Origin of the sequence: Psychrobacillus sp. FSL K6-4615 (genome assembly GCF_038008225.1) — a bacterium.
Lineage (GTDB): Bacteria > Bacillota > Bacilli > Bacillales_A > Planococcaceae > Psychrobacillus > Psychrobacillus psychrotolerans.
Genome location: NZ_JBBOYQ010000001.1, coordinates 3,432,794 through 3,447,699 on the forward strand (window position 1 = coordinate 3,432,794; position 14,906 = coordinate 3,447,699).

At 37.2% G+C, this 14,906-nt stretch carries 15 protein-coding genes and 1 other annotated feature; of the genes, 5 read left to right on the top strand and 10 right to left on the bottom strand.

Translation table 11 applies throughout. The annotated features are described in order from the left end of the window. Positions 1–52 precede the first annotated feature (52 nt). Positions 53–601 (top strand): methylated-DNA--[protein]-cysteine S-methyltransferase, encoded by a 549-nt coding sequence (locus tag MKX53_RS17190; protein ID WP_340912836.1) that lies wholly within the window; start codon positions 53–55, stop codon positions 599–601. Between the two features lie 56 nt (positions 602–657). Next, positions 658–888 (top strand) — a binding site (T-box leader). Positions 889–963: 75 nt separating this feature from the next. After that, positions 964–2,325 (top strand): sodium-dependent transporter, encoded by a 1,362-nt coding sequence (locus MKX53_RS17195; protein ID WP_093537374.1) that lies wholly within the window; start codon positions 964–966, stop codon positions 2,323–2,325. Between the two features lie 121 nt (positions 2,326–2,446). On the opposite strand, the gene MKX53_RS17200 is transcribed toward MKX53_RS17195, so the two are convergent. From MKX53_RS17200 to MKX53_RS17215, 4 genes are all read right to left on the bottom strand, one after another. Next, complete coding sequence (locus MKX53_RS17200) at positions 2,447–2,998, bottom strand: YdhK family protein (RefSeq protein WP_340913391.1); 552 nt, start codon at positions 2,996–2,998, stop codon at positions 2,447–2,449. Between the two features lie 28 nt (positions 2,999–3,026). Further along, complete coding sequence (locus tag MKX53_RS17205) at positions 3,027–5,459, bottom strand: heavy metal translocating P-type ATPase (protein ID WP_340912839.1); 2,433 nt, start codon at positions 5,457–5,459, stop codon at positions 3,027–3,029. Positions 5,460–5,535: 76 nt separating this feature from the next. Beyond that, complete coding sequence (gene copZ, locus MKX53_RS17210) at positions 5,536–5,745, bottom strand: copper chaperone CopZ (protein ID WP_093537371.1); 210 nt, start codon at positions 5,743–5,745, stop codon at positions 5,536–5,538. Positions 5,746–5,760: 15 nt separating this feature from the next. Beyond that, the gene (locus MKX53_RS17215) at positions 5,761–6,075 is read right to left on the bottom strand and encodes a metal-sensing transcriptional repressor (RefSeq protein ID WP_093537587.1); all 315 of its coding nucleotides are present in this window, start codon (positions 6,073–6,075) and stop codon (positions 5,761–5,763) included. 244 nt (positions 6,076–6,319) lie between these two features. On the opposite strand from MKX53_RS17215, the gene MKX53_RS17220 reads away from it, so the two are divergent. Beyond that, complete coding sequence (locus MKX53_RS17220) at positions 6,320–7,267, top strand: cation diffusion facilitator family transporter (protein ID WP_340912841.1); 948 nt, start codon at positions 6,320–6,322, stop codon at positions 7,265–7,267. A gap of 30 nt (positions 7,268–7,297) precedes the next feature. Further along, positions 7,298–7,612, top strand: coding sequence for an ArsR/SmtB family transcription factor (locus MKX53_RS17225; protein ID WP_093537369.1), 315 nt, complete (start codon positions 7,298–7,300; stop codon positions 7,610–7,612). Positions 7,613–7,667: 55 nt separating this feature from the next. Here MKX53_RS17225 and MKX53_RS17230 read toward each other — a convergent pair whose 3' ends face one another. The 4 genes from MKX53_RS17230 to MKX53_RS17245 all read right to left on the bottom strand — a co-directional run bounded on the left by MKX53_RS17230 (position 7,668) and on the right by MKX53_RS17245 (position 10,632). Then, the gene (locus MKX53_RS17230) at positions 7,668–8,384 is read right to left on the bottom strand and encodes a ZIP family metal transporter (RefSeq protein WP_340912842.1); all 717 of its coding nucleotides are present in this window, start codon (positions 8,382–8,384) and stop codon (positions 7,668–7,670) included. A 152-nt stretch (positions 8,385–8,536) separates the two neighbouring features. Continuing rightward, positions 8,537–8,956 (bottom strand): arsenate reductase (thioredoxin), encoded by a 420-nt coding sequence (gene arsC, locus MKX53_RS17235; protein ID WP_340912844.1) that lies wholly within the window; start codon positions 8,954–8,956, stop codon positions 8,537–8,539. Between the two features lie 21 nt (positions 8,957–8,977). Beyond that, a complete protein-coding gene (locus MKX53_RS17240; protein ID WP_340912845.1) occupies positions 8,978–10,273 on the bottom strand; it encodes an arsenic transporter in 1,296 nt (431 codons plus the stop codon). Between the two features lie 14 nt (positions 10,274–10,287). Then, positions 10,288–10,632, bottom strand: coding sequence for an ArsR/SmtB family transcription factor (locus MKX53_RS17245; protein ID WP_093537365.1), 345 nt, complete (start codon positions 10,630–10,632; stop codon positions 10,288–10,290). A 348-nt stretch (positions 10,633–10,980) separates the two neighbouring features. On the opposite strand from MKX53_RS17245, the gene MKX53_RS17250 reads away from it, so the two are divergent. Then, the gene (locus MKX53_RS17250) at positions 10,981–11,247 is read left to right on the top strand and encodes a hypothetical protein (RefSeq protein ID WP_340912848.1); all 267 of its coding nucleotides are present in this window, start codon (positions 10,981–10,983) and stop codon (positions 11,245–11,247) included. A 312-nt stretch (positions 11,248–11,559) separates the two neighbouring features. On the opposite strand, the gene MKX53_RS17255 is transcribed toward MKX53_RS17250, so the two are convergent. Continuing rightward, positions 11,560–12,498, bottom strand: coding sequence for a DNA/RNA non-specific endonuclease (locus tag MKX53_RS17255; protein WP_340912850.1), 939 nt, complete (start codon positions 12,496–12,498; stop codon positions 11,560–11,562). A gap of 239 nt (positions 12,499–12,737) precedes the next feature. Beyond that, positions 12,738–14,540, bottom strand: a complete 1,803-nt coding sequence (glmS, locus tag MKX53_RS17260; protein WP_340912852.1) for a glutamine--fructose-6-phosphate transaminase (isomerizing) — start codon at positions 14,538–14,540, stop codon at positions 12,738–12,740. Positions 14,541–14,906: the final 366 nt, after the last annotated feature.

Sequence of the window (14,906 nt, forward strand, 5' to 3'; positions counted from 1 at the left end):
TCTATATCATATCTATGTTATAAATAAAGAAACTATCAATGGAGGTGCAGGAATGGAGGGAAATAAGGAACAGATTGTGTACTGGACATTCTTAAATTGCGGACCATGGGAGATGTATATTGCCGCTACTACAGAAGGTCTTTGTTATGTTGGTTCACAGCATGCGCCATTTGAAGAACTTGTTAAATGGGTAAAGAAACGACTCCCTAGTTATATACTTTCGGAAAATGAGGATGTACTGAAATCCTATGAAACGGAACTGACGGACTATCTGGAGAGCCGACGTACAGAATTCACAGTGCCAATGGCTCTTCATGGTACAGCGTTTCAACAAGCTGTTTGGAAAGTGTTGCAGGAAATCCCGTATGGCCAAACAGTTTCGTACACGGATATCGCTCACCAGATACAGAAACCTAATGCAGTTCGTGCTGTTGGCACTGCTATTGGTGCAAACCCTTTATTAATCACCGTTCCTTGTCACCGGGTCATCGGAAAAAGCGGAAAATTGACCGGATACAGGGGTGGTTTAGCCATGAAAGAACAGTTATTAGGGATTGAAAGTAGCAAGACCCCTTGTGTTAAAATATTTACTTCAAAATAAAAAGGTTGACCAATAGGTGGTATCATACTATAATTTCGTTTAATATTATTTATATTAAACGAGCGACGAAAAGAACTATATTAAGCCGGTCTCCCTGTTGGTAGAGAATCAGTGGTTGGTGAAAACTGATACAAAGATTAGGTGAATTTCATTCTTGGAGCTTTTTTTATACTACATCAAAAAAACGACGTAGTATAAGAACGGATTAAACCGTTATTTTAACCAAGTGGGAAACATAGATTTGTTTCCAATTAGGGTGGTACCGCGTGAATAGCCACGTCCCTATCGTAAAAGATAGAGACGTGGCTTTTTTGTCTTTTCATATAGAAAAGACATAATAAAAATAGATTGGAATGGTTCGTTTGCAAACATCAGAGCAATGGTCATCAAAGATTGGTTTTATCCTATCAGCTGCAGGATCGGCTATCGGAGTAGGGGCAATATGGAAGCTCCCTTACGTAACAGGCATTAGCGGAGGAGGGGCATTCTTCCTTCTTTTTATATTATTTACTTTGTTTATGGGATTTCCGTTATTATTAGCTGAGTTTGTCATTGGGAGAAGCACGCAAAAAGAAGCGATTAGTGCATATCGTAGTCTTGCTCCTAATACTAATTGGCATTGGATCGGAAAGTTAGGAGTATTCACCAGCTTTCTTCTATTGTCTTTTTATAGTGTAATTGGTGGTTGGATTCTAATCTATTTTGCTAAAGGGATGTTTGGTGGAGTAATTAGTGAGGGTGCAGATTATGGGTCCGTGTTTAACACGACCATTGGAGATCCTCTCATAGTTATTATTGCTCAATTTGTATTCTTGGCTATTACAGTTGTCGTGGTTGCTAATGGGATACAAAATGGTATTGAAAAAGCAAATAAAATTTTGATGCCCGCTTTGTTTGGACTATTTATCGTTCTCATCATTCGCTCCCTTACACTAGATGGCGCTATGGAAGGCGTGAAATTCTTTCTAGCCCCTGATTTCTCGAATATCACATCCCAAAGTGTGCTATTTGCGATGGGACAAGCTTTCTTCTCACTAAGTGTCGGCGTGTCAGTAATGGTTACTTATAGTTCTTATCTCTCTAAAAAAGAAAGCCTTATACAACCAGCTATTTCAATCGTTTCAATGAACTTGTTGATTGCATTATTGGCAGGGTTAGCTATTTTCCCCGCTGTTTTTTCACTAGGCTTAGAACCAGCTGAAGGTCCTGGTTTGCTATTTGTTGTATTACCTGCTGTTTTTGATCAAATTGTTTTTGGAGAAGTCTTCTTAATAGGATTTTTGGCATTATTTTTATTTGCTACATTAACCTCGGCCTTTTCTATGTTAGAAATAATCGTAGCGTCTTTAGTCAAAGGAAAACAAGAGAAGCGAACAAAGTATGCGTATATCATTGGACTATTAATATTCATAGTAGGAATCCCATCCGCATTATCTTATAGCGTTTTTGCTGATATTCTCATTTTCTCGAAAAGTCTATTTGATTCCGCCGATTATTTAGTTAGTAATATTTTAATGCCATTAGGAGTACTTTTAATCTCTATTTTCATCTCACATAAGATTGAGAAAAGTACTTTACGAGAAGAACTATTACAGCATTCTCGCTTAGGTGCTACTGCATTTAATATATGGTTTTTCATAATGAAGTTCGTCATTCCATTAGTAATTATTATTGTATTCCTTGATGTAACTGGCTTACTGGATAAATTAATTGCAATCTTTTAATATATACTATGTGGAAAAGTAGTGTTTCCAAGCTTTCTACTTATACAAGTAAATATGTTGAAAGAGCTTATTCTATAAAGGAATAGGCTCTTTCAATTCTTAAATCTTATTTAATTATTGTTTATTTTGTAGATAATTCACTTTCCGTAACCCATTTGTGATTTTTCATTATTTCTCCACCTGAAGTTGGTGTGTAATCGACCATATATACAGTTGTTAGTTCTGCTGAATCAATATCTGCTGCAGCACCTTTCATTCCAGCCATGTGGTCAGCTTCAATCGTAACCTTTGTCCCCGGCTCTAAAATTTTATCTCCAGCATCTTTCAACTCTTCTTGAATGACCCACTTATGATTTTCTACTCTTTCTCCGCCAGATATTGGTGTGTAGGAAATTATATAGGCAGTCGTATCATATGCACCAATGATAGTTGCCTCTGCACCTTTCATTCCCTCCATATGATCTGTTTTAAGAATGGCTTGACTTCCAACTTCATAGGTCGGATTATCAGCTACTTTCACGCTTTCTGGGACTTCACCTGTACTAGAGTGATTCATGCCTGAATGATCCATCTCGATGTTTTCATGTTTACTTGCTTCCTTGTCATCACTGGCACACGCCGACAACGTAAATGCAGTTGCTAATGAGACAATTCCAATTACTATTTTTTTCATCATTATCCTCCTACCATGAAATTCGTTCTTATCCGCTAGGTCTATTCTTTTCTAGTTTCACTTTTTGAAGACGCAATGCATTCAAGACAACTGATACAGAACTAAATGCCATTGCTGCTCCTGCTACCCAGGGTGCAAGTAAGCCTACCGCTGCAATTGGTATACCTAATACGTTATATCCAAACGCCCAGAATAGATTTTGTTTAATATTCCTCATTGTCTTATGGCTCATGATGATAGCATCGGCTATGCTATTTAAGTCCCCCCGGATCAATGTGATATCTGCAGCCTCCATTGCAACGTCGGTTCCTGTTCCAATAGCCATACCTATATCCGCAACTGCTAACGCTGGCGCATCATTAATACCATCTCCAACCATCGCTACCTTCTTACCAGCAGCCTGAAGTTTTTTTACTTCTTCCGCTTTTCCTTCCGGAAGTACCTCGGCAATAACATGATCTATACCGACCTCTCGACCAATTGCTGTTGCTGTACGTTGGTTGTCACCTGTCATCATAATTACTTCAATATTCATATCACGTAAACGCTTGATAGCTTTCTTTGAAGTCTCTTTAACGGTATCGGCAACAGCTACTAGACCTGCATACTGTCCCTCAATACTTGCAAGCATTGCTGTTTTCCCATTAGCCTCAAGCTCCTCCATCACAGGTAATATATTCAAAATATCAACATGGTAACTATTCATGAGTTTTCGAGTACCTACAAGTATTTCTTTGTTATCAACAACTGTTTTCACTCCATATCCTGGAATTGCTTCAAAGCTCTGAACTCCCTTAAGTAATATCCCTCTGTCTTGGATACCTTTTACAATTGCTTCTGCGAGTGGATGTTCCGATTGTTTTTCAGCGGCACCGATTAAAGAAAGAAACTCTTCTTCCGCTATGCCACTTGCTACAACTATATCCGTTAGTTCTGGTTTACCATTTGTAACAGTTCCTGTTTTATCTACAATGACTGTATCGATATGATGAGTAGTTTCTAAATGCTCTCCGCCTTTAAACAAAATCCCGAACTCCGCTGCACGACCTGACCCAGCCATAATAGATGTAGGGGTAGCAAGTCCTAACGCACATGGGCATGCAATGACAAGAACAGCAATCAGAGCTTCCAGGGCAGGCGTGACTTCACCTGGATTCACCCATATTATCCATACTAAAAAAGTGAGAATCGCAATACCAATTACAATTGGCACGAACACACCAGAGATTTTGTCAGCAAGCCTTTGAATCGGAGCTTTCGATCCTTGCGCATCCTCTACTACTTTAATAATTTGAGCAAGCGCAGTATCTCTACCAATTTTTGTAGCTTTCATCTTTAGAAAGCCATTCTTATTAATAGTTGAACCAAATAATGCATCACCAATAGCTTTGTCCACTGGAATACTTTCGCCAGTTAGCATAGATTCATCGATAGCAGTATTTCCTTCTACAACTTCGCCATCAACTGGTATCTTTTCACCAGGCTTTACTAATATAGTATCTCCCGTTACAACTTCCGCTAGAGGTATTTCTATTTCAGTTTCATTTCTAATTACTAAGGCAGTCTTAGCTTGAAGTCCCATGAGTTTTTTAATAGCTTCAGAGGACCGCCCTTTTGCTTTTGCTTCAAACAATTTCCCTAATATAATAAGGGTGATTAGCACCGCACTCGTTTCAAAATATAGATTTGCTGTATGGTGTTCACCTGTAGTAATAATGGCTTGATAAACACTATAAAAATAAGCAGCGGAAGTACCCATTACTACTAAGACATCCATGTTGGCACTACCGTTTCTTAATGCTTTATATGCACTTACATAAAACTGTCTCCCAATGATAAATTGGACAGGTGTTGCCAAAGCCATCTGCACCCATGGATTCATAAGGAATTCAGGCATATATATAAATGATGTGAACGAAAAATGACCGACCATCGTCCACAATAATGGGAGAGACAAAATCGCAGAGATAATAAACTTTTTCTTTTGTTTTTGAATGGCTTGTTCTCGGTAGTCAACAGCCTGTTTTTCGTCCTCTTTATTGATGGCCCCATACCCTAATTTCTCTACTCGCCCTATAATATCTGCAACTGAAATCTGAGCAGGGTTATATTCTACCGTTGCATTTTCTAGTGCCAGATTAACGTTCGCCAAGGTTACTCCCTCTAGCTTGTTAAGTCCTTTCTCAATTCTTGTAGAACATGCAGCACAGGTCATTCCCGTAATGACAAACTCTTTGTTTTCCTTGACAACACCATACCCTAAGTCTTGTATTTTCTGTTCAAAGTCTTTATTACTCAATTTTTCAGGATTGTATTTAATCAATGACTTCTCCAGTGCCAAGTTTACATTGGCTACTTCTACACCGTCCATTTTATTTAGCCCTTTTTCGATTCTAGTCGCACAGGCAGCACAGGTCATTCCAGTGATTTGTAAACTAGTTTCTTTTGTTTCACTACTCATTGTAACCTCTCCTTTATACCACCTGGGGGTATAATTATTTGAAAGAAAGAGAGTGCTATTTAGCACTCTACTGTCCTTACACTATATCGTAGCCTTGATCATCAATTGTTTCTTTAATTACCTCTAGTGACACTTTATCTTCTTCAAATGAAATGTCTACTTTTCCTGACTCTAAGTGAACTTTCACTTCATTTACTCCATCTAACTTCCCTACACTGTTTTCAACAGAACTAACACAGTGACCACATGACATTCCTTGTACGTTTAATGTTACTTGGTTAACCATTTAAAATTCCTCCTCTTATTTTTTCATTAATTTTTGTATGGTAACTAATAATTCATCGAGTACTTCATCATCGCCTTCTGCTAGCCTGTCGACTACGCAGCCTTTTAAATGCCCTTGTAAAAGTACTTTTGCAACACTATTTAGCGCGGACTGAGTTGCAGAAAGTTGAGTAATAATATCATCACAATAGACGTCTTTGTCTACCATGCCTTTTATCCCTCGGATCTGACCCTCAATACGATTTAACCGATTCGTTAAATCTTTTTTTATATGTTCAGGATGATGACTTTTTCTACAAGAATTATCAGAAGTGATTGTATTTTCTTCCATTACACTATCCAACTCATCAACCTCCTATACTTCTTATTCACATTGTATAGTACCTATAGGGGGTATGTAAAGTATTACGTTTTATGAATTTAGCGTAAATGTAAAAATCCTAAGTGTCAGAAGAATCCCAGCAATAACGGTGAGTATATTGATTGACAAAGTACTTAAATGAACATAATCTGTATATATGAATATATTATCATATAACGTTTAATAGAAATGTAAAAATAACGGAGGGATTTATATGGCGGATACTCATAACCATGCACATGGGGCAAATAAGAAAGTATTATTGATCTCATTTTTTATTATTACCACCTATATGGTTGTAGAAGCTATAGGCGGATATATGACAAATAGTCTAGCCCTACTATCAGATGCTGGACATATGTTAAGTGATTCTGTCTCACTAGGTATTGCCCTATTGGCATTTACATTTAGCGAAAAAGCAGCAGATGCTAATAATACTTACGGCTTTAAACGGTTTGAAATTCTAGCAGCAGTATTCAACGGTGTAACGTTGATATTAATTGCACTATTTATATTTTATGAAGCATTTGAACGCTTTACTAATCCACCAGTAGTCGCAACTACGGGAATGCTTGTTATTAGTAGCATCGGGTTAGCTGTCAATATTCTTGTTGCGTGGATTATGATGCGTGGCAGTGATACGAAAGATAATTTAAATATGCGCGGGGCATTTCTTCACGTGATTAGTGATATGTTAGGCTCTGTCGGTGCAATTATTGCAGCCTTATTAATCATGTTCCTTGGTTGGGGTTGGGCGGATCCATTAGCAAGTGTCATCGTTGCAGCACTAGTTTTACGCAGTGGTTACTATGTGACGAAAGCTTCTTTACATGTACTGATGGAGGGTACACCGAGAAATGTTAGTGTAAATGACGTCGTTAAGACAATTGAACAGACAAACGGAATCATAAGCGTTCATGATTTACACATTTGGTCTATTACAAGTGGTTTAAATGCTCTTTCCTGCCATGTCGTAGTCGAAGATCAATTGATGATTGTAGAAGGCGAAAAGATGCTACAGAAAATTGAGCATGATTTAGGACATAAAAATATTCAGCATGTGACGATTCAGTTTGAAACAGCTTCTCACAACTGTGATAATTCCATTTTATGTACTGCTAAAGCAGAAGGACCTGATCCACACGCACATCACCACCACTAATATAAGGAATAAACGGAGGTATGAAAAGGTATGCGAGAAGAAGTACAAACGAACCCACATGATTTGGATGAAGAAACGCTGTTTGTCGTATCCCAGACATTTAAAGCTTTAGGTGATCCAACACGTATTCGGATATTAAATTTACTTTGCTGCAAAGAGTATTCAGTAAATGATATTGCAGAGGAACTAAACTTAGGGCAGTCTACGGTATCCCATCAACTTCGGTTTTTGAAAAATCTACGTTTAGTAAAATTTCGACGTGAAGGCACAACCTTATATTATTCAAGTGCTGACGATCACATTATGAATCTGTTGCATCAAGCAATTGACCATGCAAAACATTAATAATGTAATCTCTCCAGCTAGATCTTACTGTATTATTTTTTACTAAAGAAGAACGTTATATAAAGTAAAAATACAATCCTATACATCCAAAGCTAATAGTAGAAATTAGTAATACATTGGAAGTATCCTTAATCGCTTCCATAATAACTTCTTTCACAATAATCATATAGATTGTACCAGCAGCCAAACTAATTGAAAACGACCATAAAAAAGGATTATTGTTTCCTAATGTACTGCCAAAATAAGCTCCCAATCCTACAGGAGCTGCAACAAGTAAGGAAAATATGAACCAGGACCAAATCTTCTGACCGGGTACAAACAAAAGAGTAAATACAATTATGCCTTCCGGTATATTATGGAGGAGAATGGCTTGAAGCATTGAAAATTCTACTGCTGTATCATGTGTAGAACCCAAAACAATCCCAATCGGCAAATTGTGGAATGAAATACTGAGTAATAAGAGGATTCCTACCTTCGGAGGAAGACCCTTACGCTGATCCGCTGTTTTTCCAAGTAAGATTGTCAAAATAATATGTGCTGCTTCAAATAATAGGATTCCCACAACAAAACCAAATATGAAAGTAATCCAATTTCCTAGCTCTATTGCTTCTGGTGCAATTTCAAAACTCAATATGCCAAGAGTTAGCCCCGCACAAACACTGTAAACAAAATCTGTTTTGTGCTGGAAACCCTTCGTGCTCCAAGCTATATACCCACCTATACTAAAGCCCATCGCAGTACACAAATAACCAATAACCCAGATGAAAGACACTTAACCATCCTTATGATTTGTTTTTACTTTATATGGGTTTTCTAAGGTATTTATGAAGATCTCTAAAATTAATATTTACTTCTGTAAGGGTAAATAAAAAGAACTTGAAGGTTCAAGTTCTTTTTTAACTCTTGTACTTACCATACATTATATCATTTCCCAGTTTCAGCAAAACGCTTAATTCTTTCACCAACTTCATCACGAACTCGTTGGAAGGTTGTCCACTTCTCTTCATCCGTTCCTTCTGCTTTTCCAGGGTCTTCAAAGCCCCAGTGATCACGTTTTACATGTGGTGGTGTCATTGGACATTTATCTGCAGCGTCGCCACAAAGGGTCACCACAAAATCTGCATTATTGAGTGTTTCCATATTTATCATATCTGAGGTCTGGGTAGTAATATCAATTCCGATCTCATTCATTGCTTTAACAGCTTTCGGGTTTAAACCATGTGCTTCAATGCCCGCACTTAGAACTTCCCACTCGTCACCTAAATATCTTTTTCCCCAGCCTTCTGCCATTTGGCTTCTGCACGAATTTCCAGTACATAAAAAGTAAATTGTTTTTTTAGACATAAATTAAGTACTCTCCTTTAGTTAGAACGATTTTAACGAAATGTAAAGACCTAATAAGGTAATGAATAAAATTGGAATCGTTAAGACAATACCTGTTTTAAAGTAAGTGCCCCATGATATCTTCACACCCTTTTGAGATAAAACATGAAGCCAAACTAAAGTTGCAAGAGAACCAATCGGTGTTATTTTAGGCCCTAAATCAGAACCAATCACGTTAGCATAAATAAGTGCTTCGCGAATGGTACCAGAAGTATTCGTTTCAGCAATCGCTAATGCATCGATCATCACGGTTGGCAAATTATTCATCAGCGATGACAGGAAGGCTGCAATGAAGCCCATTGACATCGTTGCTGCGAATAGACCTTGTTCTGCAGCTACCTCAATCACACTTGCTAACACACCAGTCAGTCCAGCATTCCCTAGACCGTAAACGACCACATACATGCCTATTGAGAAAAACACAATATTCCATGGCGCTCCTTTAATAACAGTTCTTGTATTAACCGCATTACTTCTTCTAGCCATTAAGATGAAGAAAATCGCTACTATTCCAGCAACTATGGAAACTGGAACTTGGATAAACTCACTACTAAAATAACCAATAACTAATAAAGCCAGTACAAACCATGAAAGATGGAACATTTTAATGTCTTTAATAGCCTCTTTTGGTTCTCTAAGTTTGGATAAATTATATGATCTAGGAATGCTTTTTCTAAAATAAAATAGTAATACACTTATAGTAGCAATCAGTGAGAATATATTAGGAATAATCATTCTTGTTGCATATTCAACAAAACCGATATGAAAGAAATCTGCTGAAACAATATTAACAAGGTTACTAACAACAAAGGGTAACGAAGTCGTATCTGCTATAAACCCACTCGCCATAATAAATGGGAAAATCATTTTTTCGTTGAAATTCAAGTTACGAACCATTGCCAAAACAATTGGAGTTAATATTAACGCTGCTCCATCATTCGCAAAAAAGGCAGCAACTAAAGCACCCAACACACTTACATAGATGAACATCTTAAACCCATTGCCTTTTGCAACCCTCGCCATATGTAATGCAGCCCATTCAAATAAGCCGATCTCATCTAATATTAAGGAAATAAGTATAATTGCAATAAACGATAGAGTAGCGTTCCAAGTAATGTCTACTACTTCTAGGACATCACTAAAACCAACAACTCCCACTAATAACGCTATAATGGCTCCTCCACAGGCTGACCATCCAATATTCAAACCTCTTGGCTGCCAGATTACGAAGATAAGCGTTATTATAAAAATTAATGATGCTAAAATAACTGGTGACAAAATACAAACCTCCCTTATTCACATGAGATGCGTAATCCCTGTTTTTCTAATTGTTGTAGTTTAAAATCTTGGTTTGGTAGGTGGTCCATCAAGCTCTGAACAAATGGAAGAATATCACTATCCCTATTTAAAGAATAAATAATCCATTGACTCCTTCTGGTTTCACACACTAATCCAGCTTCTTTTAACTTCTTTACGTGCTGGCTAATAGCGGGTTGACTCACTTTAAATATTTCAACAAATTCACAAACACAATAATCATGTGCCTCTAACATTTTGAGCATTGTTAACCTTGTTTTATCTCCTAACAATTTTAATATCATTGCAGCTTTCTCTATTTCAATTGTCCATAACTCCATGAGGTACCTCCTTAGATCAGTCAATGACTATTATATAAGCATCTCCTTATATAATAGTTTGCTTATGTATGAATTTCAACTGTTTTTATATAACATTAAAAAAGAAACACATCATTTCATTGTTCATGACCTTTATTAACCATTAAAAATAAGGACACCAAACGCTATCTGATTGACACCCTATTTCTATGCGACATTGATAGTCTTCCACACGAACTATGGGGAAAAAACTTCAATTAATTTAATTGCAACGTATTAGTTACCATAATTTGTGAGCAGATAGCTAGTTGGGAAAGATATGCTGAACGTGTTAATATGGAAATACACCTAAGTTATGGAGGTTATTTTATGAATATTGAGTGGGTATTAATTACATCTTTCATTTTATTAATCTTGGGATTATCACTTATAATTTTTGGTCAATCTAAGAAGATCAACGATTTGAAGGTAGAGAATCAGAAACTGCGCCCCAAAGAAAACAATGATGAATTAATCGCGTTGGTTCGCGAAAAATTAGAAACTCTTGGTGTTGTTAAAACCGTGAAGTATCTAAGGGAACATAGAGGCATGTCCATGGTAGATGCTAAGCAACTTGTTGATACCTTTAAAAATTAATTTACGCTAATCAGATGCAATTGCTAATATCGCCTATGGTCTGATAAAACTTAATTGCTTCGTAAGGTTAACCAGATTTTACTGGTTAACCTTATTTTAATACGATTCAATATATTAGAAGGCAGGGTTGACCTTTTAGAAGATAGGTAAAAATTTTTCTTTAGTAATGAATATCAAAGGGTTGCCTTTCTAAACACCAATAAAAAAACTGGTTAGGGTAACCTAACCAGTTTTACGTCACGACAGAGTATTTGAGAACTGCCAATTACCATTAAGTTGGTAACCTATATCTTTTCTCAAAGTTCTAGGGTCTCACTCACCAACCATACCGTCCTTATCAGCATCGTGCATATATGGATATACCCAATGATCACTCGTTATTGGCATACTAAAACCTGCTGCTTTTGCTTCTTTAATCGTCACCTGTCCATTACCGTTTGTATCAACACTAGAAATATCGCCGCTTGTAGTTGAACTAGTTGACTCAGCAGGTTCACTACCAGTTAGACCGAGTGAGGAATTTACCTCATCAGGGTTTACATTGTCAAATGTATCAACGATTTCGTTACCCTTTACAGTATAGGTATACTGATAACTGGAAGGAATTTGCGTTTCCGTATTCGGATATGTGATAATTGCTTCGAAATTAGTAGCTCCAGCTGCTCTACGGATCACGTCTTCCATATAAGCTTGATCACCATGTCGGTTGAGCGTACTATCTTGTGGTGTAATATTATAGGCATTCGATACCCCTCCGAGAGAATCAGCAATTATATGTCCTTCATCTAAAACGTCACTTTCGACGCCAGGAACCTTTGCCTCATCACGATAGTATCTGCCAGACGATAATACAGGTTCTTTACTGTCATCTTGTAAAATGATTTCGTCCGCAATGACACGTACTAGTTGTCCGTACTCATTAGTAAATGCCCAATATTTACGGTCCCCATAACCAATATCAACAACGACTTTAGGTTCACGATGTCCAGACAAATCACCACCATCAACTTCAATAAGTTTGTATCCTGAAAAAATATCATTATTTGATTGAGCTGGTGTCTCCTTTACTACTGGTTCATCAATAACCGTAGAGTTAGTTTCTTCTTTTTCACTATTTATATTTGTCTCAACTGTGGTTGCTTCTTGTAGGTCTGTTTCTACATCTGTAACGGATGCATCTTCTAAGTTGGTACAACCAATCATTAAGAAGGTTGTTAAAAGTAAGATTATATAGCTCATTTTCTTTTTCATTTGGGACTCTCCTATAATTGTTTCATACTGTTCATTCTAAAAATCTGGGAATGTTGACTTATGGATAATAGAGAAAAGATTCCTTACAGGCATCCATTTCTAGCGTATTTGTAAAAAGACATAGGTATTCAACAAAAAATCACCTCTCTGTTAAACTAGAGAGGTGTTTTAGCATTCTTTTATAAATTTCGGTAACCTACTATAATGTCACTGGACATCAAAGTATTTTAGCTTTAACTCTATTCAACTGTTACTGATTTAGCTAGATTTCTAGGTTTATCTACGTCGCAGTCTCTGTGCAATGCTGCATAATAGCTAATAAGTTGTAATGGAATTACGGCTACTAGTGGAGCGAAGAGCTCGTTTACTTTTGGCAGTACGAAACGATCTCCTTCTTCCTCATGGCCTTCCATTGCAATAATACACGGGTTAGCGCCACGTGCAACTACTTCTTTCACATTACCACGAATATTAAGGCTTACTGCTTTTTGTGTAGCTAGAGCAATGATTGGTGTACCGTCTTCAATAAGAGCGATAGTACCATGTTTTAGCTCTCCTCCAGCAAATCCTTCTGCTTGGATATATGAAATTTCTTTAAGTTTTAATGCACCTTCTTGGCTTACGTAGAAATCTACGTTACGACCAATGAAAAATGCATTTCTAGTAGTAGCTAAAAACTCTTTCGCGATTTCTTCCATTTCTTCTTTAGAATCTACAATTGCTTGAACAGCATTGGCTACAATTCCTAATTCTTTTACAGCATCATAGTCTAATGTTTTCCCTTGAGCAAGTGCGTATACAGAAGCCGTTACCATTAAAACAGCAACCTGTGCAACATATGCTTTAGTGGAAGCCACAGCAATCTCCGGACCAGCATGAAGTAAAAGTGTGTGATCTGCTTCACGGGAAAGAGTAGAACCTGGTACGTTAGTCATCGTGATTGTTGGGTAACCTAATTTTTTAATCTTTACAAGAACTTGTCTGCTATCCGCAGTTTCTCCTGATTGTGTTAGGAACATGAAGATTGGTTTTTCAGAAAGTAGTGGCATATTATAACCGAATTCACTAGAAATATGAACCTCTACTGGTATACCTGCAATTTTTTCAAAGTATTCTTTTCCGATTAACCCACCATGATAGCTCGTTCCTGCCGCAATAATGTATAGGCGGTCAGCGTCTTGCAGTGCTTTTAAAATAGCAGGATCAATTTCAAGTTCCCCTTGCTCATTTTGATAAGCTTGAATAATTTTACGAATAACAGCTGGCTGCTCATCGATTTCTTTTAACATATAGTGAGGATATGTTCCTTTTTCAATATCGCTCATATCTAGTTCTGCTTTATACGGTGCACGTTCAACTTTTGTGCCTTCCAATGTTTGAATTTCTACAGAATCTTTGCGTACGATTACGATTTCTTGATCATGAAGTTCCACATATTGCTCAGTTACTTGAAGCATCGCCATTGCATCCGAAGCTACAACATTGAATCCTTCTCCAACACCAACTAGTAATGGTGATTTGTTTTTTGCTACATAAATAGTATCTTCGTCTTCATTATCCAGTAAAGCAAGTGCGTACGAACCATGTATTAAATGCAATGTTTTGCGAAGTGCATCAACTGTAGATAATCCGTCTTTAGAAAAACGCTCTATAAGTTGTACAATTACTTCTGTATCTGTCTCAGAAGCCATTTCCACGTCCGATAAATAAGCTTTTTTCATCAAATGATAGTTTTCAATTACTCCATTATGCACTAATGTGAAGCGTTTAGTTGTACTTTGATGAGGATGTGCATTTTCATGGTTTGGTACTCCGTGAGTTGCCCAGCGAGTATGACCAATTCCAATAGTTGCCGCTACTTCTGTATCTACTACGCCACGTAAATCCGCAATTCGACCTTTTTCTTTAAATACCATAACTCCATCTTCGTTAAGCACAGCAATACCTGCTGAATCATAACCGCGGTATTCTAACTTCTCTAACCCTTTTAATAAAATTTCTTTTGCATCTATTTCTCCAATATACCCAACAATTCCACACATAATTTAAATTCCTCCGTTTACATTCATGTCAAAATAAGCTCCCTACACAAGGCGTGTAGTAGCAAATTAAGCTAAGAATGCCTTCTATTCCACCTGTCATTCGATCACTCGAATGTTTTATGAAAAAGAATAACAACCGGGCAAATACGGTCGGGAGGCATCCGCCGAAATTTCGATAACCTCCACCTCGTCTGCTGAAGATGATTTTCCGTCCAATTTCTTCAGCTCTGGCGCTATAATTGTTTTCTATGTTTTACGCGTTACCTGTCCTCCACTTCTACGCGGTTACTAATAATAGATTAGCAACTTCTACATTATATATGTTCATAGTATGCTCGTCAATTTAATGGGTGTAGGGGACTTTAA

What these genes read in the sequence shown, in the direction of transcription:
- glmS (WP_340912852.1), bottom strand. Translation starts at nt 14,540, where the DNA reads ATGTGTGGAATTGTTGGGTATATTGGAGAAATAGATGCAAAAGAAATT.
- MKX53_RS17190 (WP_340912836.1), top strand. Translation starts at nt 53, where the DNA reads ATGGAGGGAAATAAGGAACAGATTGTGTACTGGACATTCTTAAATTGC.
- MKX53_RS17215 (WP_093537587.1), bottom strand. Translation starts at nt 6,075, where the DNA reads ATGGAAGAAAATACAATCACTTCTGATAATTCTTGTAGAAAAAGTCAT.
- MKX53_RS17225 (WP_093537369.1), top strand. Translation starts at nt 7,298, where the DNA reads ATGCGAGAAGAAGTACAAACGAACCCACATGATTTGGATGAAGAAACG.
- arsC (WP_340912844.1), bottom strand. Translation starts at nt 8,956, where the DNA reads ATGTCTAAAAAAACAATTTACTTTTTATGTACTGGAAATTCGTGCAGA.
- MKX53_RS17250 (WP_340912848.1), top strand. Translation starts at nt 10,981, where the DNA reads ATGAATATTGAGTGGGTATTAATTACATCTTTCATTTTATTAATCTTG.
- MKX53_RS17200 (WP_340913391.1), bottom strand. Translation starts at nt 2,998, where the DNA reads ATGAAAAAAATAGTAATTGGAATTGTCTCATTAGCAACTGCATTTACG.
- copZ (WP_093537371.1), bottom strand. Translation starts at nt 5,745, where the DNA reads ATGGTTAACCAAGTAACATTAAACGTACAAGGAATGTCATGTGGTCAC.
- MKX53_RS17220 (WP_340912841.1), top strand. Translation starts at nt 6,320, where the DNA reads ATGGCGGATACTCATAACCATGCACATGGGGCAAATAAGAAAGTATTA.
- MKX53_RS17245 (WP_093537365.1), bottom strand. Translation starts at nt 10,632, where the DNA reads ATGGAGTTATGGACAATTGAAATAGAGAAAGCTGCAATGATATTAAAA.
- MKX53_RS17255 (WP_340912850.1), bottom strand. Translation starts at nt 12,498, where the DNA reads ATGAAAAAGAAAATGAGCTATATAATCTTACTTTTAACAACCTTCTTA.
- MKX53_RS17205 (WP_340912839.1), bottom strand. Translation starts at nt 5,459, where the DNA reads ATGAGTAGTGAAACAAAAGAAACTAGTTTACAAATCACTGGAATGACC.